The 20,754-nt window shown below is 36.0% G+C and carries 21 protein-coding genes, 1 tRNA gene and 1 riboswitch; of the genes, 17 read left to right on the top strand and 5 right to left on the bottom strand.

Translation table 11 applies throughout. The annotated features are described in order from the left end of the window. Window positions 1-115: 115 nt before the first annotated feature. A complete protein-coding gene (locus tag POF52_RS09875) occupies window positions 116-895 on the top strand; it encodes an MBL fold metallo-hydrolase (protein ID WP_176584581.1) in 780 nt (259 codons plus the stop codon). Between the two features lie 76 nt (window positions 896-971). On the opposite strand, the gene POF52_RS09870 is transcribed toward POF52_RS09875, so the two are convergent. Continuing rightward, complete coding sequence (locus POF52_RS09870) at window positions 972-1,775, bottom strand: alpha/beta fold hydrolase (protein ID WP_271992276.1); 804 nt, start codon at window positions 1,773-1,775, stop codon at window positions 972-974. Window positions 1,776-2,109: 334 nt separating this feature from the next. Between POF52_RS09870 and trhO the strand changes: the two genes are divergently transcribed. The 6 genes from trhO to POF52_RS09840 all read left to right on the top strand — a co-directional run bounded on the left by trhO (window position 2,110) and on the right by POF52_RS09840 (window position 7,880). Beyond that, complete coding sequence (gene trhO, locus POF52_RS09865) at window positions 2,110-3,078, top strand: oxygen-dependent tRNA uridine(34) hydroxylase TrhO (RefSeq protein ID WP_271992274.1); 969 nt, start codon at window positions 2,110-2,112, stop codon at window positions 3,076-3,078. A 201-nt stretch (window positions 3,079-3,279) separates the two neighbouring features. Next, complete coding sequence (locus tag POF52_RS09860) at window positions 3,280-4,137, top strand: SMP-30/gluconolactonase/LRE family protein (protein WP_176584578.1); 858 nt, start codon at window positions 3,280-3,282, stop codon at window positions 4,135-4,137. A gap of 223 nt (window positions 4,138-4,360) precedes the next feature. Further along, a complete protein-coding gene (locus POF52_RS09855) occupies window positions 4,361-4,723 on the top strand; it encodes a group I truncated hemoglobin (RefSeq protein WP_013083221.1) in 363 nt (120 codons plus the stop codon). A gap of 139 nt (window positions 4,724-4,862) precedes the next feature. Further along, window positions 4,863-6,299 (top strand): 4-hydroxyphenylacetate 3-monooxygenase, oxygenase component, encoded by a 1,437-nt coding sequence (gene hpaB / locus POF52_RS09850; protein ID WP_271992271.1) that lies wholly within the window; start codon window positions 4,863-4,865, stop codon window positions 6,297-6,299. Window positions 6,300-6,447: 148 nt separating this feature from the next. Beyond that, entirely contained in the window at window positions 6,448-7,254 is an 807-nt protein-coding gene (locus POF52_RS09845; RefSeq protein ID WP_271992269.1) for a DUF817 domain-containing protein, read from the top strand. 65 nt (window positions 7,255-7,319) lie between these two features. After that, window positions 7,320-7,880: a tubby C-terminal domain-like protein gene (locus POF52_RS09840; RefSeq protein ID WP_271992268.1), complete on the top strand. Its 561-nt coding sequence runs from the start codon at window positions 7,320-7,322 to the stop codon at window positions 7,878-7,880. 30 nt (window positions 7,881-7,910) lie between these two features. On the opposite strand, the gene htpG is transcribed toward POF52_RS09840, so the two are convergent. Next, window positions 7,911-9,788 (bottom strand): molecular chaperone HtpG, encoded by a 1,878-nt coding sequence (gene htpG, locus POF52_RS09835; protein ID WP_271992266.1) that lies wholly within the window; start codon window positions 9,786-9,788, stop codon window positions 7,911-7,913. A 210-nt stretch (window positions 9,789-9,998) separates the two neighbouring features. Further along, window positions 9,999-10,077: riboswitch (ZMP/ZTP riboswitch) on the top strand. A 168-nt stretch (window positions 10,078-10,245) separates the two neighbouring features. Between htpG and POF52_RS09830 the strand changes: the two genes are divergently transcribed. The 4 genes from POF52_RS09830 to POF52_RS09815 all read left to right on the top strand — a co-directional run bounded on the left by POF52_RS09830 (window position 10,246) and on the right by POF52_RS09815 (window position 12,712). Continuing rightward, complete coding sequence (locus POF52_RS09830; RefSeq protein WP_013057119.1) at window positions 10,246-11,445, top strand: phosphoglycerate dehydrogenase; 1,200 nt, start codon at window positions 10,246-10,248, stop codon at window positions 11,443-11,445. Between the two features lie 132 nt (window positions 11,446-11,577). After that, window positions 11,578-12,030, top strand: a complete 453-nt coding sequence (locus POF52_RS09825) for a hypothetical protein (protein ID WP_176584574.1) — start codon at window positions 11,578-11,580, stop codon at window positions 12,028-12,030. A 228-nt stretch (window positions 12,031-12,258) separates the two neighbouring features. After that, the gene (locus POF52_RS09820) at window positions 12,259-12,387 is read left to right on the top strand and encodes a hypothetical protein (RefSeq protein WP_271992262.1); all 129 of its coding nucleotides are present in this window, start codon (window positions 12,259-12,261) and stop codon (window positions 12,385-12,387) included. Window positions 12,388-12,562: 175 nt separating this feature from the next. Next, window positions 12,563-12,712: a hypothetical protein gene (locus POF52_RS09815; RefSeq protein ID WP_013057122.1), complete on the top strand. Its 150-nt coding sequence runs from the start codon at window positions 12,563-12,565 to the stop codon at window positions 12,710-12,712. A 117-nt stretch (window positions 12,713-12,829) separates the two neighbouring features. Here the strand turns inward: POF52_RS09815 and POF52_RS09810 are convergent. Continuing rightward, window positions 12,830-12,901, bottom strand: a tRNA-Ala gene (locus POF52_RS09810). Between the two features lie 106 nt (window positions 12,902-13,007). Beyond that, window positions 13,008-13,556: an HD domain-containing protein gene (locus POF52_RS09805; RefSeq protein ID WP_074897398.1), complete on the bottom strand. Its 549-nt coding sequence runs from the start codon at window positions 13,554-13,556 to the stop codon at window positions 13,008-13,010. A 225-nt stretch (window positions 13,557-13,781) separates the two neighbouring features. Between POF52_RS09805 and POF52_RS09800 the strand changes: the two genes are divergently transcribed. Further along, entirely contained in the window at window positions 13,782-15,083 is a 1,302-nt protein-coding gene (locus POF52_RS09800) for a GH25 family lysozyme (RefSeq protein WP_271992258.1), read from the top strand. 181 nt (window positions 15,084-15,264) lie between these two features. After that, complete coding sequence (locus POF52_RS09795) at window positions 15,265-15,495, top strand: hypothetical protein (protein ID WP_016764194.1); 231 nt, start codon at window positions 15,265-15,267, stop codon at window positions 15,493-15,495. Window positions 15,496-15,644: 149 nt separating this feature from the next. Here POF52_RS09795 and POF52_RS09790 read toward each other — a convergent pair whose 3' ends face one another. Next, on the bottom strand, window positions 15,645-16,544 hold the full coding sequence (locus POF52_RS09790) for a DMT family transporter (RefSeq protein ID WP_271992256.1): 900 nt from the start codon (window positions 16,542-16,544) through the stop codon (window positions 15,645-15,647). A 135-nt stretch (window positions 16,545-16,679) separates the two neighbouring features. Between POF52_RS09790 and pdxR the strand changes: the two genes are divergently transcribed. The 4 genes from pdxR to POF52_RS09770 all read left to right on the top strand — a co-directional run bounded on the left by pdxR (window position 16,680) and on the right by POF52_RS09770 (window position 20,504). Beyond that, window positions 16,680-18,113, top strand: coding sequence for a MocR-like pyridoxine biosynthesis transcription factor PdxR (pdxR, locus tag POF52_RS09785; protein WP_271992254.1), 1,434 nt, complete (start codon window positions 16,680-16,682; stop codon window positions 18,111-18,113). Between the two features lie 511 nt (window positions 18,114-18,624). Further along, entirely contained in the window at window positions 18,625-19,257 is a 633-nt protein-coding gene (locus tag POF52_RS09780; RefSeq protein WP_074897392.1) for a hypothetical protein, read from the top strand. A 138-nt stretch (window positions 19,258-19,395) separates the two neighbouring features. Further along, complete coding sequence (locus POF52_RS09775; RefSeq protein ID WP_271992250.1) at window positions 19,396-20,241, top strand: DUF2971 domain-containing protein; 846 nt, start codon at window positions 19,396-19,398, stop codon at window positions 20,239-20,241. Window positions 20,242-20,306: 65 nt separating this feature from the next. Continuing rightward, the gene (locus POF52_RS09770) at window positions 20,307-20,504 is read left to right on the top strand and encodes a ChaB family protein (RefSeq protein ID WP_013083246.1); all 198 of its coding nucleotides are present in this window, start codon (window positions 20,307-20,309) and stop codon (window positions 20,502-20,504) included. Window positions 20,505-20,754: the final 250 nt, after the last annotated feature.

The following is a 20,754-nucleotide window of genomic DNA, read 5'->3' as shown; positions in this document are numbered from 1 at the left end:
ATGAAAGCTGGTTTTATTCTAGAAGGACAAATAAAAGAACGATGCAGAACAACATAGGACATTTCTTGAAATAAAAAGATAGACCTTTAGAAGAAAAAAAGGGGGAAACAGAGCAATGAACAAGCTTTTATTTTATGGAACGAGCGATGCTCAAGGAGTGCCTCGATTATTATGTGACTGTAAAGTATGTACACAAAAAGATCAATTAAATCAGCGCACAAGGCCTAGTGCACAGTTTACAATGGACGGTAACGTGTTTTTGATTGACGTATCACCTGATTTTAAACATCAATTTCATTTATACAATAACAAAAAAATCCCTTCTACCGTTTTTATTACTCATCCTCACAATGACCATGTGGCTGGTTTAGGAGATTTAGCCGACTTATGCTATTGGAATAATGTAAATACAGAAGTCGTAGGAGCGCCTGAAGTCATCAGCGAGTTAACCGAAAGATTTCCTTATCTCGCAAAAAGAAAAGGGCTTACCTTTAAAGGAACGTTAAAATGGGATAGTGGAGAAACAACCATTACGTTTCATAAAGTAAATCACGGATTTAACGGTCATTCCTACGGCATTGTGATTCATCAAAAACAAGGCGAACGCTGGGCGTATGTATCCGATTCTTTTAATGTGACAAAAGAACAGTGGCAGCCCTTTTACCACTTAGATTTACTGATATTTGGTACATCTTTCTGGAAAGAATATCTTCAAAAAGAAAAAAGATCCGTATATGACGTGACAGAGGCAATGGAGATCAAAGCGAAGCTACAGGCCAAAAACATGGTATTTACTCATTTATCACATGATATTGATATCCAAAAGCACGCCGAGATGCTTTCAGATGAAAACGTAAGCTTTGCCTATGACGGACGCGAGATTTTATTACCCTAAAGCAATACATAAAGGCATAAAAGGTTTCATTTAAAGAAGCAGCGTAGCTAAAGCGCTGCTTCTTTAAGTTTGTAAATTAGATATGTTCGATAAAGTTGCTCACAACTTTGTTAAATCGATCGCTTTCTTCAAGAAAAGGGCAGTGGCAGCTGTTCTCAAAAACTTCCAGTACAGAACCTGAAACCAGCTTTTGAATATGTCTTCCAGCTGCTACCGGAATGAGCTTTTCTTCTTTTCCAAAGCACAGTAAGGTAGGGATTGCAATAAAGGGAAGAAAATCTCGATAGTCCACAATGGATTGATCAAACAAAATAGCACTGGCTATCGACTCAGGCATTTTCGTTACTTCTTTCATAATCCAATGTTTATCTTCTTCAGTTAATTCATCCTTAAACATAAGCGAAATAAAACTTTCTAATGTACTTGTTCGATCAAGCTGAATACCCTGCATAAGCGAAATAAGCGCAGGTAAATCAAATGCACCGATCGGAAAGTCGGGCCATTTAAAGTCTGAAGCCATTTCATCTACAATAATATTCCCTTTTACATTTTCTTGACCAAATTGTTTCAAATATTCCCACACAACAAAAGCACCCATCGACCAGCCTACTAATATGACGTCTTTTAATTGATGAATGGTTATAAACTCATGCACATCACGAGCATAAGTGGAAATTGTATGGCCGTATGGAGTATGACTTGAATTTCCATGTCCTCTTAAATCCAAAAGAATAGTTTGATACTGTTTTGAAAAAAAAGAAAGCTGGTTATGGAAAAAACGACTGCTCATCCAAACTCCGTGAATGAAAATAATAGGTGTTCCTTCCCCTTGTTGTTCATAGTACAAAGTTGCACCGTCTTTTAATGTATAAAAAGGCATTATTTTTGCCCCCAATCTCAAAGATTTATATCTCATCATGTATGCGCGGGCACATTCATGTAGAACGTATCGCGTCAATAAAATTTTTATTGAAGAACAAATCCTAGAAGTGGACGCTTTGATATGTTATACTATTACAGGCTTAAATACTGTATGTTTTTGAAACAATCATTCACTGTAATACTTTTTAGATAGAAGCATCCTCATAAAAAGGATGTTGTTTTTGTCGTAATGTACCTTTAAGTAATGAATTGTTACCATCAATTCGGTTCACAATAACCGACCTACATGCATTATATCTTGCAAATATAAACAGATAGGTGGAAGAAGCAACATGACTGAAAGAAAACCATATCAAGTACTACTATATTATTTGTACACTCCAATTGAAAATCCTGAAGAGTTCACAGCTGAGCACTTGGCATTTTGTAAAGAGCTTGAATTAAAAGGACGCATTTTAATTGCGGCTGAAGGGATCAATGGAACGGTATCAGGGACAATTGAACAAACAGATAAATACATGGAAACGATGAAAAATGATCCTCGTTTTGAAGGTATTGTATTTAAAATAGACGAAGCAGATGAACATGCGTTCAAAAAAATGCACGTGCGTCACCGCAAAGAATTAGTAACTCTTCGATTAGAAGAAGATGTGAATCCTCTTCGCGTAACGGGTAATTACTTAAGCCCAAAAGAATTTTATCAAGCGATGCAAGATGAGAATACGGTCGTAATTGATGCACGAAACGATTATGAATACGATTTAGGTCATTTCCGAGGAGCTGTTCGTCCGGATATTCAAAACTTCCGTGAGCTTCCTGAATGGATTCGCGACAACAAAGATCAGTTTGAAGATAAAAAAATCTTAACTTACTGCACAGGCGGTATTCGCTGTGAAAAATTCTCTGGATGGCTTCTTGAAGAAGGTTTCGAAGATGTAAGCCAGCTTCACGGAGGTATTGTAACATACGGAAAAGATCCTGAAGTACAAGGTGAACTATGGGACGGTCAGTGCTATGTATTTGATGAGCGCATCAGCGTACCAGTTAACCAAAAAGAGCATGTGATTGTCGGAAAAGACCACTTTACCGGCGAGCCTTGTGAACGTTATGTTAACTGTGCAAATCCAGAATGCAATAAGAAAATCTTAGCTTCTGAAGAAAATGAACACAAATATTTACGCGCTTGTTCACATGAATGCCGAGTGAGCCCTCGTAACCGCTATGTAAAAGAACACGGTTTAACAGAAGAAGAGTTTGCAGCACGTGTTAAAGAATTAGAAAAAGAACATGTAACTTTATAATAAAAAAAGCAGCACGCTATACAAAGCGTGCTGCTTTTTTTATGAAAAGATTCTCTTAGAACCTGGTGTTTAAAGAATGTCATACAACGGGTATTTATGAAAAAGGAAAGATATTCCTAGTTTTTTATTTGTTTAAAAGAATATTTTTTTGAGGAAGCCATAAAAAAAGCTTGTACATAAAAACGAAAAAGGAGCTTGAAAATGGAAGCGAAAATTGAAAAAAAGTACGATGGCCGTTTGCTTGAAGGACCCCTATGGGATGAAGAAAATCAAAAATTAGTGCTAGTAGACATCTTAGATAAAAAGCTTCTTACGTACGATCCAAAAACGACAACCTTAGAAGGTATTGCTCTTCCTTCAGTCGTTACAAGCGTTTCTAAAACCAATCATTCAAATTTGATTGTCTCCACCCGTAATCAGCTGCTTTTAGTTGATAAAAACACAAAGAATCATGAAGAGTATATCCGCTTAGATACTCTTGAAAAAACCATGCGTTTTAATGATGGGAAATGTGATCCATATAATCGTTTTTGGATCGGAACGATGAGTGAAGAAAATGAAGAAGGAAAAGCCCAGCTGTACGTAGTAGATGCAAAAGGTGTCATTAAGAGCGCTAAAGAAGGATTAAGCGTGTCAAACGGGCTAGCTTGGAATCGAACAGGAGACAAATTCTTTCTGGTTGATTCACCGAAAAATAAAATTATGTCTTATTCATTTTCTAAAGAAACAACAAGGCTCGAAGATGAAAAAGTGGTGATTGACCTTTCAGATATGGACGGGTTTCCTGATGGAATGACAATTGATGAACACGATCGATTATGGGTAGCACTTTGGGGAGGTTCGAAAGTCATTTGTGTAGATCCAGATAAAGGAGAAATTATAGAATCTATTCATCTTCCTGTTTCCAATGTAACCTGCTGTACATTTGGAGGAGACGATTTACAAACCTTATTTATCACCACAGCTAAGGAAGAAGAAAAATACGAAGAAGCTGCCGGCTCTCTTTTTTCATGCCGAGTAGGAGTAAAAGGCGTGCCGGCTTATACTTACGTGTACTAGATAAGCGCTTATCAAAATGTAAAGATTCCTAAAGCCCAGTAACGAGAGATGTTACATACAGCTTCTACAATTCCTTTACATTGTGGTCACTTCTTACATTTTATTCTTTATGTGGAAGAGGAATAAAATATGGGGACAACGAATTTCCATAAAGAAGCCTTTTAAAGAATATGAACACTTCTATTGGGTAATAATGGGTAAAGGTACAAAAGGAGGAATTGTTTTGGAACAAACATTGTATGAAAAAGTGGGCGGACAAGAAGCTATTGAAAAAGTAGTTGATTATTTTTATTCTGAGCTCGTGTTAAAAGATGAAACGGTCAGTCACTTTTTTGAGCATACGGATATGGATAAACAGCGTCGACATCAAGCCAAGTTTATAAGCTTTGCCTTAGGTGGACCGAATCAATATTCAGGAAAGTCGATGGCCAAAGCACATGCAAATATGAATATTCAACCCGAACATTTTAATGCAATTGCTAAGCATCTTCACGATGCACTTGCTCACTTTAATGTTGAAGAGCCGGATATTGACCAAGCATTAAATAAAGTTGAATCCCTAAGAAATGATATTCAATATAAATAAATTATAAAAAAGAAGGTTACTATGACCTTCTTTTTTTGTGCTCAAAGCTGTGATGTATGAAGGAAACATGGAAAAGACATCGTAATATGATAAAAATGCAATAGGTAAAAATATTTATCGAAAGTCTGGGAGTGGGAGTATGTCAGCAATTAATGGGAAGCAATACGTAGAGAGAATTAATCAATTAAAAGCAAATGTATGGGTTGATGGCAAGCTCGTAACAGGCAATATATCAGAACATCCGGCTTTTAAAGGAGCCATTAACAGTCAAGCTAAACTTTATGATTTTCAGCATGATAAAAAAATTAAAGATATCATGACATACCAATCTTCGGATTCTGAGGATTTTTTTGGTACATCTTATTTACAGCCTACAACAAAAGAAGAGTTAAAAAAACGACGAGAGATGACTCAGCAATGGGCGCAATTAACCCATGGTATGATGGGAAGAAGTCCGGATTATATGAATACCGTATTGATGGCTTTTGCATCCTCTGCAGAACTCCTGAGAGGAACAGAAAACTGCTTTCCTGAAAACATCATTTCTTATTATGAATATGTGAGAGAGCACGATTTATCGCTCACTCATACATTCATCGATCCTCAAGTCAATCGAATCCAATTTTATTACGAGCAAAACGACGAACCGATAGCAGCAAAAATAATTGATAAAAACAATGAGGGAATCGTTATTCAAGGCGCGAAACTGCTTGCTACACAGGGTGGAATGACGGATGAGCTGCTCGTACTGTCTTCAGCGGGCATTCAAGGAAAAGAAAAAGGATTTGCTTTTTCGATTCCAAGTAATACAAAAGGAATTAAATTTATTTGTAGAGAATCATTTGCAGGAAAAGATTCGGCGTTTGATTATCCATTAAGTTCTAGATTTGAAGAAATGGATACAATTGTTGTCTTTGACCATGTATTAGTACCGTGGAATCGCGTGTTTTTCTATGAAAATGTAGACGTATCAAATACATTCCTTGCTTCTAGTTCCTTCTCAGCTTTTGCTCTGCATCAAGTAACTTCAAGGAGAATTGTCAAAACAGAGTTTGTATTAGGGATTGTACAATCTCTGATTGAAACCATTAACATTATAGACTATCCGCATGTACGAGAAAAAGCAACAGAGCTTATTATTGCGTTAGAAACGATGAAAGCTCTTGTGATGAAAGCAGAAGAAGAAGCGGAGATTGATCCATGGGGATACATGCGTCCGAATGAAACTACACTTCGTATTGCCGCAAATATATTTTCAAAAACCTATCCTACCTTTACAGAGATTATCCAGATTTTGGGTGCAAGTGGACTAATGGCAATACCAACAGAAAATACGTGCCGCTCATTGGTTAAAGAAGATATTACGCGTTATTTGCAAGCTAAATCGAGAGGGGCAGAAGATCGTATTAAGCTTTTTCGACTAGCGTGGGATTTAACTATGAGTCCGTTTGGTACAAGGGAAACACTGTATGAACGTTTTTTCTTTGGGGAGCCTGTACAGTTAACCAGTTATCTGTACTTATCTTACGATAAAGAGCGCTATGTACAGAGAGTAACCGATTTTTTGAAAAGTTAACGGAGGAAACGAATCTCCGCTGGGTATGATAGTTTCGTTACAAAAACAGCGGAGATGCTTATTGAATAAATTTGAAAAATCTGCAATAATTTTCAGGGAATCATTTCTGTGAAAATACTAAGGAATACTATAAAGATAGGATGTTACAATGAAGCAATTAATCTATTTTGGTTTAGAACAAGCAAAATCTTGTGTTTTTCCTGTTATCATTTTTCTTACATTGGCTATGACAAAAATAATTGAAGTACCATTTATTTCCAGATATGACCTTGTTTTATTAGTCTGTCTAGGAACTCAAGTTTTAATGGTGATGTTTAAACGAGAAACGCTTGATGAAGTAAAAGTCATCGCAGTATTTCATTTAATTGGGCTAGCGTTAGAACTTTACAAAGTTCATATGGGCTCATGGAGCTATCCAGAGAAAGCTTTCACTAAAGTCTGGGGAGTTCCGCTGTACAGCGGATTTATGTATGCTAGTGTAGCCAGCTACATGTGCCAAGTGTGGAGAAGGCTTGAATTAAAGCTTACGAATTGGCCTTCTACGTGGGTTGTCAGTATACTAAGTATGGCTATTTACCTTAATTTTTTCACACATCATTTTATTTACGACTTCCGCTGGTTTTTAAAACTTTTTACTTTACTTATTTTTTATCGAACTTTTGTATATTTTACGGTTAACAAACGTACATATCGCATGCCTTTAGTATTGTCTTTTGTACTGATTGGCTTTTTCATTTGGATCGCTGAAAATATCGCAACATTTTTCGGGGCATGGCAGTATCCAGATCAACAGCAGCAGTGGACAATGGTTCATATAAGTAAAATTAGCTCTTGGCTTCTTCTTGTGATTGTTAGTCTCTTGATTGTTGCTTTACTAAAGCATTTAAAAGAAAATCAAAACCAATTTAAACAAAGGGAGAAATCAAAAGAAACAAATGAAATATATGAAAGATAGAAACATAACTATGTTTATGTGCATACACGCTATTAATATGAAGTGCAGGATCTTTGGAGGCCTATATGCAAGAATATATTTTTTATCTTCCCTATTTTAAATCAGCGGGGAAGACCGTAGCAGTTACAAATGAAAATGGAGAAAACGTCGGACAGCTTAAGAGAGCGCATAAAAATATGTGGACTAAAAGTATTGATTTTTTAACTCGTGATGGACTTCCAGTTTTAGATTCTATTTCTTGGTTTCCTATCTTCTCCTGCGGCTTAAAGGTACATTTACAAGTTCAATGGGAAGGAAGAACGGTGCTTATTGATCACGTGGAAAAACACCGGTGGGTGACAAAAGAAAATGGAAAAACAGTGGGGTATCTATTAGGTAAAGGAATAATTAAAAACGAAGGGGAACAAGAAATTAGATGGTTAAATAACGTCTACATGTTAAGCAGTCATGAAGCCATAGAGGAAGCGTGTATTTTTAATCAAAAAAGAGAAAAAGTCACAGAGTTTAAATCAGACCTTTTTCATTTTAAAGAAGGCAAACACTCAATAAGAGTAATAGAAGAACTGCCGGTACCCATTTTTATCGCTTCTTACTATATAACTAATTTTATTATGTTATACATATAATCAGGCGCAGAGTGATTCTGCGCCTGATTTTTATATCATGATTTTACAAATATCATTTGTGAATTCAACGGGATCACTAATAGATAAGCCTTCAATTAAAAGAGCCTGGTTATATAATAGATTTGTATAAAGGTCTAATTTCGCTTTATCATTTTCAAGTGCTTCTTTTAAAGAAGCGAACACATCGTGATTTACGTTAATTTCTAGCACTTTTTCTGCTTTTACATGCTGATTATCAGGCATAGCACTTAAAATTTTCTCCATTTCAATCGTTACTTCACCATCAGCTGATAAGCACACGGGATGTGTTTTTAAACGTTTAGACGCGCGGACATCTCCTACTTTTCCCGCCAAAGCTTTCTTCATATAGTCAAATAGCTCTTTATTCTCTTTTTTCTCAGACTCATTGAGCTGTTCTTCTTCTGATTCAATCCCTAAGTCACTGCTTGAAACAGATTTAAATTCTTTTTCTTCATACGTCATTAACATTTTAATCGCAAATTCATCGATATCTTCTGTGAAATACAGAATTTCGTACCCTTTATCTGCAACCAATTCTGCTTGAGGAAGCTTTTCAATTCGGTCGTACGATTCACCTGATGCATAATAGATATACTTTTGATCCTCAGGCATGCGCGATACATACTCATCTAGTGTTACGAGCTTTTTCTCTGTAGAAGAATAGAATAAAAGCAGGTCTTTTAACACGTCTTTGTTGCTGCCAAAGTCACTGTAAACGCCGTACTTTAGCTGGCGGCCAAATGATTCATAAAACTTCTCGTACTTTTCACGTTCGTTTTTAAGCAAGCTTTTTAATTCATTTTTGATTTTCTTGCCGATGTTTTTGGCAATCAGCTGAAGCTGGCGGTCTTGCTGCAAAATTTCACGTGAAATATTAAGAGATAAATCTTCAGAATCTACCATACCTTTTACAAAGCTAAAGTAATCCGGAAGAAGATCTGCACATTTATTCATAATTAAGACGCCGTTTGAGTAGAGTTCAAGTCCTTTTTCAAATTCTTTTGAGTAGTAATCAAACGGACTATTTTCTGGAATAAATAAAATAGCATTGTAGCGAATCGTTCCATCCACGTTAATATGAAGGTGAGTGAGCGGTTTATCAAATCCATAGCGTTTTTCTGAATAAAACTGCTCATAGTCTTCTGAAGTCAATTCATTTTTATTTTTCTTCCAGATCGGTACCATACTGTTGATAACTTGTTCTTCTGTATAATCTTCTAGCTCGTTATCAGAACCTTTTTTAGGACGTTTTTCCGTTATGTCCATTTTAATCGGGTAGCGGATAAAGTCTGAATACTTTTTAATGATCTCTTTTAAATGATATTCTTCTAGATACTCATCATATGTTTCATCTTCTGTATTTTCTTTAATTTTTAAAATGATTTGAGTTCCAACTGTTTCTTTTTCGCACCGCTCGATTGTATAACCATCAGCACCAGTAGATTCCCATTTATAGGCTTTATCGCTGCCTAAAGCTTTACTAATCACCGTTACGACATCTGCTACCATAAACGCTGCGTAAAACCCAACGCCGAATTGGCCGATAATCGTGTGCCCGTCCTTTGTTTCATTTTCGTTTTTAAACGCAAGAGAACCGCTTCTCGCAATTGTGCCCAAGCTGCTTTCAAGCTCTTCTTGCGTCATGCCAATTCCAGTATCCGTAATGGTTAAGGTACGGTCAGTTTTATCTGGTGTTACTTTTATGTAGTAGCTTTCTTTGTTAAAATGCAAGGAGTCGTCTGTTAAAGCTTTGTAATAAATTTTATCGATTGCATCACTTGAATTTGATAAAAGTTCTCTCAAAAATACTTCTTTTTGAGAATAAATGGAATTAATCATCATCTCTAATAATCGCTTTGATTCGGCTTTGAATTCTTTTTTTGACATAAGAAGTTCTCCTTTCCAAATAGGGCTTATAAAATAATTAGCACTTGAGTTGATAGAGTGCTAATCACTCTTCTTATTTAACATGTATTGGGGTATTTGTCAATATATTAGGAGATTCACCAAAGAGATTAAAAATTAGACTGAAAAAAGCAAACTTTTAAAAAAAGGTTGAACGTTCTGAAAGAGTTTGCTAGAATATACTTAATTTCAAAGACTATATGTGACTGGCGAAACGCGGATAACCGTGAGGAAGCATATAGTGACGTAGCCGTTCGCCTGGGCAGAGGTAAGGGATTAATACATATCTCTTACCTCTTTCTGTTTAGGGGGAGAGGATATAGAAGTTATCAGACATGTAGGCTAAAAAACCAGACTTTTAAAAAAATTAAAAATGAAGTTCCTTTATCCAAAGGTAAAAACATGTAAAACTACGATGATAATCAGAGGAGAGTACAAAATGAGCACATTAACATTAGAAAAAGTACAAACAATCAAAACATTAAACAACATTGCACAAAAAGGTCTAAATGTTTTTAATCAAGAAGGTTATCAAATTGACAACGACAGCGAAAATCCAGATGCGATTGTCGTGCGTAGCTTTAACATGCACAGCATGGCGTTTGACCAAAATTTAAAAGCTATTGCACGAGCTGGAGCAGGGGTTAATAATATACCGGTGGACGCTTGCACGGAGCAAGGTATCGTTGTATTTAATACGCCAGGAGCTAATGCAAACGCAGTAAAAGAAATGGTTTTAACTACAATTATGGCTTCTTCTCGTAACTTATTTGCTGGAGTTGAATGGACAAAAGGATTAGATGGCCAAGGTGATCAAATTCCTAAATTAGTTGAAGCAGGTAAAAAACAGTTTGTTGGAAAAGAAATCAAAGGTAAAACGTTAGGCGTTATTGGTTTAGGTGCAATTGGTGCTCTTGTAGCAAACGATGCGCTTGATTTAGATATGGACGTAATTGGTTTTGATCCATTCATTTCTGTTAATACAGCTTGGAATTTGTCTCGCAACGTGCAGCGTGCAATGTCTCTAGAAGAACTATTTGCAGCATCTGACTATATTACGGTTCACGTTCCATTAACGGACGATACAAAAGGTGTTTTCAATAAAGAAACGTTTAGCATCATGAAACCGGATGTTCATATTTTGAACTTCTCACGCGGTGAGCTTGTAAACGAAGAAGATATGAAAGCTGCTCTTGAAAGTGGAAAAGTTGGACGATACATTACAGATTTCCCAAATCAAAATGTCTTGAACATGAAAAATGTTGTGCCAATTCCTCATCTAGGGGCATCAACTCAAGAATCAGAAGAAAACTGTGCGGTAATGGCAGCACGTCAGGTGAAAAATTTCTTAGAAACAGGAAACGTTAAAAACTCAGTGAACTTCCCGAATGCATCTCTTCCTTACACTGGGAAAAAACGCGTAGCTGCTTTCCATCACAACGTGCCGAATATGGTAGGACAACTTACGCAAGTATTCTCAAACTACAATTTAAACATCGCAGATATGGTGAACAGAAGCCGCGGTGAATATGCGTATACAATGATCGATATTGACAATCAAGTAAGTGACGAGATTGTGCCTGAGCTAGAAGAAAAAATCGGTCAAATTGAAGGAATTATTACAAGTCGTATTATCTAATTTGGTTCCCGTCATATTTTAGTGTTACAGCCCTAACTTAGAAAAGTTAGGGCTGTTTTTACATGGTGTTTACCTCATATCAATTCCTTCATTCTCATAACATATAGAAATACCTTTAAAGAGGTGAACGTTTTGTCAGGAGAACTGATAGGAATTTTGATAGGGTCGCTCATCGCGCTGGCAGGAACATTCATTACGTCTGTCGTAGCTATAGTGATGTCGAAAGAGCAATACAAACAAGAGCTTCGCAAAGCATTTATCCAAAAGAAAGTTGATGCCTATACCCATGTGTGTCAAGTTATTCTAGCTATAAAAAATGATTTACTTACAAAAACTGTTTCTTCAGCCGGCTTAAACTGGACGGCTCAATCTATTAACAAACTAGCAGATGTGTGTATTACGGAAGGGCTATGGATCGATGAAGAAGACAGCAAAAAGCTCGAGGTTCTGCAGAAGCAGCTTTCAAAATTTGTATTTGATGAAATAGAACTGTCTAGACATGATATTCTCACAGCCTGTTATGAAATTGTTGAATATTGTGAAAAAAAGGTAAGGATTCTTCATTCTATGACTGCAAAAGAATAGGTGATTACTACTTTAAGAAGTGATAGTAGAAGTATTAAAAAAGCATCGGAATATAAAGTCAAAAAACAATCCGTTTATACACCAGCAGTCGACGAGGGCATTAAGCGATAGGAAAAGATAGGCTCAGTACCGGGTCTATCTTTTTACGTTATCTTAAGTTTCAATTCATACTGGCTTCATATAAATTAATCATACTGAATGTATTAATGAAAGATATGAGGTGGAACAATGCTAAACAAGCTTTTTAAACTATTTACACCAGAAACCGAGATATCTACAGATAAAGAAGTAGATATCCACGAAGAGAACGATTTTAACGAAGTTTGTGATGATCATTTCATTATAGATGAGTATTAGAAACCCTATAAAATGCTGCGAAATTTAAAGAATTGATTGAGTATATCCGTATAACCAGTAATTGCACAAGGGTCGTAAAGGTATACTTTTACAGCCGATTAATATTTGTGAATTGCTTTTCACATGAAACAATGTGAAAAAAATGGGCATCCTAGAAGCAAAAGGAGGGGATAGAATGGGCAAAGAACCAAATGATGAAACAAGTGAAGGGCTGAATCAGCTTTTTGAAATCATCAATGCAAAAGGCGACGAGGGCGAACTTAGGGAAATTGTCAGCAGGAGCAGTGAAAAGAATAATCATAAAAATCATGAGGATCAATCGTAAAAAGAAAATAAAAAACCTCTTCATGGAAATCATGAAGAGGTCAGATGAAATAGTATTGCAACCATTCCATCCTGCAGAGTTTTAAAGTGTTTTAAACTCTTGATACGACTGGTTTTATGGAACTGATGGGATTCGAACCCACGACCCCTTGTCTGCCAGACAAGTATTCTCCCACTGAACTACAGTCCCGATTATGTAGAGCCTTTATTGCGTGTTGACTCTACTATATTTTAATACGTATGCCGCGCGTTCGCAATAGTTATTTTCAGTGTTTTCTAATTTCTTCATATGAATATTAACTTTTAAAAAAATCATTTACTTCTTGTTTATACGTATAAAAAAAACTTGGAATTTGGCTTGGTTCCAATCCTTGTACAGCGTATTTGCTGATGGATTCGTAGTACCATTTCTGCTTTTCGAATCCTCTTTTAAAGCTATTCCAAATCGTATCTCCTTGCTGATCGTAGCTTTCTTTTAAAGACCGTAAATTGTCTAATTTATCTGCTACAATTAAAGATTTCACTTCAAGAGAACCAGTTTTCACAATTTGAATTGTATGCTGTTTACGCTCTTCCCAGCTTTTTGATTTGTTTTCTGTATGAGCTTCAACAATCCCCGCTACCTCTAAACCAAATCTTTGTACAATTTCTTCGAGTGTTACATTTGTATCTTCTACAGCATCATGCAGATAAGCTGCTGCAATTACTTCTTCACTAAAACCTGCTTTTTCTAAAATATTACCTACGTTAATAGGATGAACAATATAAGGTGTATCAGACAGCTTGCGCATTTGGCCGCTATGAGCGTGTTCTGCATATCTACGTGCTTCTTTTATTAAAGACATCATATTCCTCCACTTTTTATTCAGTATATCTTCATATTATTAGTATAAACGAATATAGCTTTCCTCACTTTATAAAATTGCAAAAATTCATTTCTTATAATAAGGGAATGCTACCAAAATCCCTTCTTATTGTAGTTTTTTTATAAAGCCTAATATCTATTTAATAGGCCTGTATCAGTTGCCATTTCCTTTTTTATTCATAGTTTGTATGAAGGAGTGATAGCAATGCAAAACCGTAATAATCAAAATATTAAGGTCATTGATGTTTCTCATCACAACGGAACAATTGATTGGGCAAAAGTGGCGTCGGATGGTGTAAAAGGCACGTATATTAAATTAACAGAAGGCACAACCTTCTTAGATAAAAAATCATATGATAATTATATAGGTGCAAAAAATGCAGGTCTACGTGTAGGCTTTTATCACTTTGCTCATGCTGATAATGATCCCATTGCAGAAGTTAATTTCTTTTTAAATAAATTAGGCAGCATGAAGGTTGATTTGCCTCACTGCTTAGATTTGGAAGAAAATAAAGGGAAAACAAAAGCACAGGTCACAGCCTTTGCAGTTAGATGGATGGAGTATATTGAAAAGAAAACAAGCATTACGCCTATTCTTTACACGGGGTATAGTTTTATTAAATCCAATTTTACAAGCGCTGTGGCAAGATATCCGCTATGGATAGCTCGTTACAGTGGAAGTAACCGTTCTAAGGGATTTGCTAACCCAGGTGATACGGCGATCTGGGATAGATGGTCTATGTTTCAATATACAGATCAAGGAAAAGTAAACGGGATTAAAGGCAATGTTGATATCAATGAAATGGATCTGGATTTCTTTAATAGTATTAATACAGGCGTGACGGTGGTGGAAAATAATAAGCCATCAGCACAATTGCAGCAAGGTGATAGCGGACTAGCTGTAAAAGAACTGCAGCAAAACTTAATTAGATTAGGATTTGAACTTTCCCAGCAAGGAACCGATGGTCAATATGGCAGCGAAACTGTTATAGCTGTTAAAGCTCTTCAAGAAAAGTATGGATTAACGTCAACTGGAAAAGCTGATGAGAAAACATTAGCTAAAATGATGGAATTGCTTAAGGGTGTAAGTAATCCTGTGGAAGAATCATTACCAAAGGTTACTTCACTCGGAGATAAATATTCTTTTCAAGTAAAAGCAAAGAAGGATATTGGAGTCTACAAATATGCGAATGTAACAGAGAATTTTAGAACTATAAAAAAAGGCACGGTATTTAGCGTATATGGGTATACCAATGCAGCATGGGTTGTTCCAGGTGGATTTGTGCAAATGAAAGACGTAGAACCTATCCCAATTACAATTAAAACAGGCGGATTAAGTAAAGACATGGAAACAGAGTTTCGTGCTTTCTTAAAAAATGAAGGAATCGACAGTGAATTACACGTACATGCAATAGGTAATCCGTCAGCTGAACTCACAGCAGCTGGGCTGGATTTGGTAAAAGTTAAACAGTTTTTAGATAAAAAAGGCTGGTACTATAAGCAATAAACTTCCGCTCCGAAGAGCGGGGGTTTATTTTGGTATTTTGTAAAAAAAGAATAGCAGAGATCAATTAAGTAATTAAAATATGTTCTAAATAACAAAGTAGGTGGTAACAAAAAAGTTTCTATGTATAGTTCACCTCTAACAGTCATATTTTTAGTCAACGGCTCATGGAGGGTGAATGAATATGAAAAATACGCAGATTCGAATTGAAACACTATCCTATCACTATGAAAGTATTATGGTGAATGATGAAGTAGAGCGTGCGATAAAAAGTATCGAAGTGACGTATCGAGCATATAAACATAACCACGTTTTAAACGGACATGTAGTACTTTCGGGAGAAGAGATTTACGATCTTCAGCAGCTGACTCACGCAGTGGCTGGAAAAATAAAAGCAGAATTAGAAACTACATAAAAAGCGCCTTTCTTTAAATCTTAAACCAAGATTAAAGAAAGGCGCTTTTTTATTAATTAAATTGCAAAAAGAAGAAGTTAAAGTATGTTCTAAATAAAATATATAAATAAAAAACATAGCCTCTAAGAGAATTCCTTAAAGCGTACACATTATCTTTGCATTGTGAACTTTGTCTCTTTTACCACTCCTTTTCTTTTACTATGTGTAAGCAACACGCCGCATAACGTAATGATGCTTCCAACAATGGAAGCTGCACTCGGGATATCTTTTAAAAGCAGCCACGCTAAGAAAAAGGACAGCGCAGGAGTTAAGTAAAGAGAAATGGCAGCCTCAGCAGAACCTATACGCGATGTCAGATAAGCGAGTACCATATAGGGAATAACGGTTGGAAATAATCCTAAATATGTCACGCTTATCGCTGATCTGACAGAGATATGTGCAAGTTCTGTTTCTAACCCAGGTAAAAAAACAAGCATAGAAATTGTAGCCCCCCAAATACTGTACGTCACAAAAGAAAGGAAACCATACTTTTTTAATAAATTTTTTTGACATACCATATAGATGCTTTCTGCAAGGGCAGCTAGTAGAATTAGTAAGATTCCATTAACCGAGTGTACAAAATTCTCTTTGCTGAAAGTTAAAAGCGCAATACCTGCAAAGCTTACTGCAGATCCAATCCATTTTCTTTTTCCGAACGCTTCATGAAAAAAGAAAATAGCTAAAAACGCGGAAAAAATAGGAGTCGTCGAGACCAGTAAACTCGCAATACCCGCACTCACCGTTTTTTCTCCAATGTTTAATGCTGTGTGATAGACAGTAAAGCCTAAAAAACCGAGCGCTAAAAGAAGTGGAATATCTTTTATATCAGGCAAGCGCATGTGTGTGGCAATTGCAATAACTAACAGCACTAAAGAAGCAATACTTAACCGAACAAAAGCAAGGTGCTGAGGAGAAAACGATTCCAGCCCTATTTGAATAACTGGAAATGCTGAAGCCCATAAGCTAATCATCAGTATATGTAAGAACACCAAACTACACGTTAATTTCATGCTATTCATCTCCATTTTTCATTTTGAATCCAACCAGTATCTATTGTGGTTCCCATGTTAATAAACATTTGATAAAATGTCTTCAACCAGTTTAAAAGCAATTAACCCAACCACTTTAAAAACAGGAGTAAGTGTATGAATCAAGAGAACAGTTCGAGTTATCCAAAATACAAGCAAATCATTGATTTTATGAAAGAGAAAATTGCGCGTGGAGAATGGCCGATTGGAAGTAAAATTCCTAGTCAGCGAAAGCTTGCTGCTATGTTCGATGTTAACCGAAGTACGGTCATCACGGCATTAGAGGAATTAACAGCGGACGGTTTAATTAAAGGTAAGATGGGAAATGGAACAACCGTTATAAATAATACATGGACACTTTTGGCTACGACTCCGCCCGATTGGAATGTTCATGTGAAATCAGGTATGCATCGTCCGAGTCAAGCAATGGTACAAGATATTAATGAATCCGAATTTAACTCAAATCTTATTCAATTAAGCAAAGGAGAGCTTTCACCTGACATATTCCCTAAAGATAAAATGAAATATGCTATGGAAAAAGTAGCCAAAAACATGGAGGTTCTGGGATACGAAGAACCAAAGGGGTATTTTCCTTTACGAAAAGAGTTAAGTGCGTATATGAAGACAATGGGGATTGAATCTTCTCCAGATTCTATTTTAATTGTTTCCGGCGCTCTTCAAGCTCTTCAGCTTATTTCAATTGGACTGCTGCAAAAGAACTCTTCGGTTTTGCTAGAAAAACCTTCTTATCTATACTCCTTACATGTATTTCAATCAGCCGGAATGAAACTCAAAGGTCTTTCTATGGATGAGGAAGGAATAAAAGTAACAGCTATAAAACGCGCCGACCCTCAAGAAGGGCAAGCTATTTTATATACAAATCCATGTTTCCATAACCCAACGGGAACATTAATGTCCTCAAAAAGGCGTTACGATTTGCTGAAAGAATGTGAGGAACATCAGCTTCCTATTATTGAAGATGATTTATACCGCGAATTATGGCTAAATAAACAGCCTCCGTTGCCATTAAAGGCTTTAGATAAAAATGGACACGTGTTATATGTTAGCAGTCTTTCTAAAACATTAAGCCCGGGATTACGTATCGGATGGATAGTCGGCCCAGAACCAGTCATTGAGCGTTTGGCGGATATTAAAATGCAAACAGATTATGGATCCAGCTCATTGTCTCAAAGAGTGGCAGCAGAATGGTTTAAAAATGGCTTATATCAACAGCATATGGAAACGGTACGAACCGAATTGCGAACAAGAAGAAAAGTTATGCTGAATGCTTTAGAAACATATGCAGGAGATGTAGCGACATGGACGAATCCTGAAGGAGGCTTTTTTATATGGGTGCATATTCACCCTTCTATTTCAATGAAATCTTTATACTCTCGTGCTTTAAAAAGAGGAATATTGCTTAATTCCGGAAGTATCTATGCACAAGAAACCGGCAGTCATCTTCGGCTTTCTTACGCCTATGCTTCTTTACCAGATATCGATAGAAGCATTAAAATTATTGCTGAACTTATTCGGGAATTGCAAGTATAATAAAAAGGAGTAGTGGATTACCCACTATTCCTTTTTATTTGTATCAAACTCTTCTTCCTATAAAAAACTCCAAGTAACAACTGACTATATATTCCCGTCTATAAATACATGTTATCTTTTATGACAAAAATAAGTTAAGAAGACTTTTAATTTGCTTTCTGTATGTTTTACATATAAATCGTGAATGGTTTTAACTACGTAATCATTATCAAACATTTTCAACACCTCAATTATTGTTAAGTTTCCTGTTTGTTATAGTTTATGAAATAATCAGAAGCATATCATCCGCCATCAGCTGTAACTTTGCGGTTCATCTTTTACAACTAAAGGCTGAAATGTACGCTCATGATTGAACGCACGAATAACAGGATATGCAAAAAAATGAAAAGTGTGCACGTTTTGTTTTAAAAAAGCTATATCTTTAAAAAAAGAAAATTGTCACACACATTTATGAATATGTATTTACTAAGTAAGAAGACTTTTTTAGTTGGTGGGATTGAAGGTGAAAAAGATGGATGAATTATTTAAAGATCTTGATGTGTACAGGACGCAAGAAGAAATGAAGCAGTATTTTGAACATACGCAGAAAATGATTCATCAAAACAGAGAATATATAAAATTAGCCCGACTTAAAAAAGGGCGTTTCAAAAAGTTTTTTGAAGAGTTTTATCCGCTTTATTGCTTCAGCCAATCTTCCTATTGTCCGAGGAATTCAAAATTGAAGCTTATTATTGGAAGTCAAGGATACGACGGATTAATTCTTCAGCCGGATGGTACTGAAAAACGAATTGAAATTACTTCTTACAAAGATGGGAAACTGGAATTTGAAGATGCACAGAGGGTGAATTCAGGAAATTTTGCTCTACCCCGTATCCAGACGGAAGGTTCTGTAGAAGAGTATATAGAAAAAGTGCTAGAAAACATCCAAAAAAAGAGCAAAAAAGATTACAGTGGAGCATCCATTCTATTTGTTGTACACACGTTTCATTACTTTGAAGCCTACGGAAAAAGTTCAGCTGCCTTTATTCGTACCTTAAAAAAAGAAATGAAGAATACTGATTTTCGAGCGGATAAAATTTATTTATTGGAATTAAATCAGCCAGAAAGTGAAAGTGTTAAGCAAAACATTCATTTCATTAAATAAGAAGACACGCTGCAGATGTTGAGGCGTGTCTTCTTTTCTGATAACAGAACTCTCTTAATACAGGTGGATAATTTTGAAAATTACAACAATTAAGTGCTATAATTCAAGTATGAATATGCATTCAGAGGAGGAAAACCGATGGATTTAGCTTATAGAGATAAAGCTTACGAATATGCCAAAAGATTCGAATCTAGCTATGACGATTATGATGAACGCTATAAGGTGCACAATAATCCGACGGTGTGGCGATTTATGCCGATGTCTGATTTTCAAGATTTACTGGAAACCAATGCGCTTTTTTTCGCAAAACCTGATGCATTTTCGGACCCCCTTGAAGGATGCTCTTCAATGTGGAACATAGAAGAGTTAAGAAAAAAAGGCGAACGTCATAACCGTACTTCTAGAACCTATATAAGAAAAATCCATGAATTTTCTGCTGTTTCATCCTGGCATATCAATGATTACGAAGCCGCTGGAATGTGGGATCTATATTTAAAGGGGAATGATGGCATAGCTATTAAAACCACCTATGAAAATTTATTGTGCAGTATTAAAGATTTACGCTATAAAATCTTCTCTGGCAAAGTGCAGTACATAGACTTCCAAAAAGAAATGGTCAGTCACTCTGTATATGACACGTTATTTTACAAGCGCAAATCCTATCAGCATGAAAATGAATTGAGGCTTGTTATTGTAGCAAGCCGTATACACGCTTGGAAGCTGCAAAAGCTATTCGAAATTCAAGGTATTTCCGCAAATCAATGGCAAAAACGAATGGATATCCTTGAAAAAAGATCGTATGAGTTTTCTCATGAGCATGGTAACCTCCTGACATGTAATTTACATCAGCTTATCAATGAAATTTACGTATCACCAAGAAGCGCTCAAAGCTGTGTAGATGAAGTAAAATCCCTTGCTAAAAAACACAGACTCGCTTATAAAAAGGTCACTCAGTCCGACTTGTATAAGGACTATATTTATTAAATGTTTATGTTATTTGAAAACAGGTAAATCAGTAGTAAAAGATGTTTTCAAGGAGGAATACTATCATGCCTTACAATTCATTAAAAGAACTGCCGGATGGAGTAAGAGATAATCTTCCTCATCATGCTCAGGAAATTTATAAAGAAGCATTCAATTCAGCAAGTGATGAATACAAAGAAGAAGCTACCGCTCACAAAGTCGCTTGGAACGCGGTGAAAACGAAGTACAAAAAAGATGATAATGACAACTGGGTGAAAAAATAGAGACAAAAGAGCCTAACCATAATGGATTTATTATTTCTTGAAAAAAATCTCCGAATTAAGTTTCAATTATTTTTTCGAGGGTATACACTCTATGTAAGGCCAATACAAGAAAGGAGAGACTGTACACATGCATTGTTTTACAGCGACTTCAAGAAACGTATTGAGCACCTTAGAAGGAAGATTTGTTTTGATTACAAAAGGCACATTGGTAAACAATCGTTATACTAAGTGCTAGGCTGTCTAATTAAGA

Source organism: Priestia sp. AB (assembly GCF_028369225.1).
Classification (GTDB): domain Bacteria; phylum Bacillota; class Bacilli; order Bacillales; family Bacillaceae_H; genus Priestia; species Priestia megaterium.
Note: the sequence above shows the minus strand (reverse complement) of the source record. Positions and strands in the feature narration are given on the sequence as shown.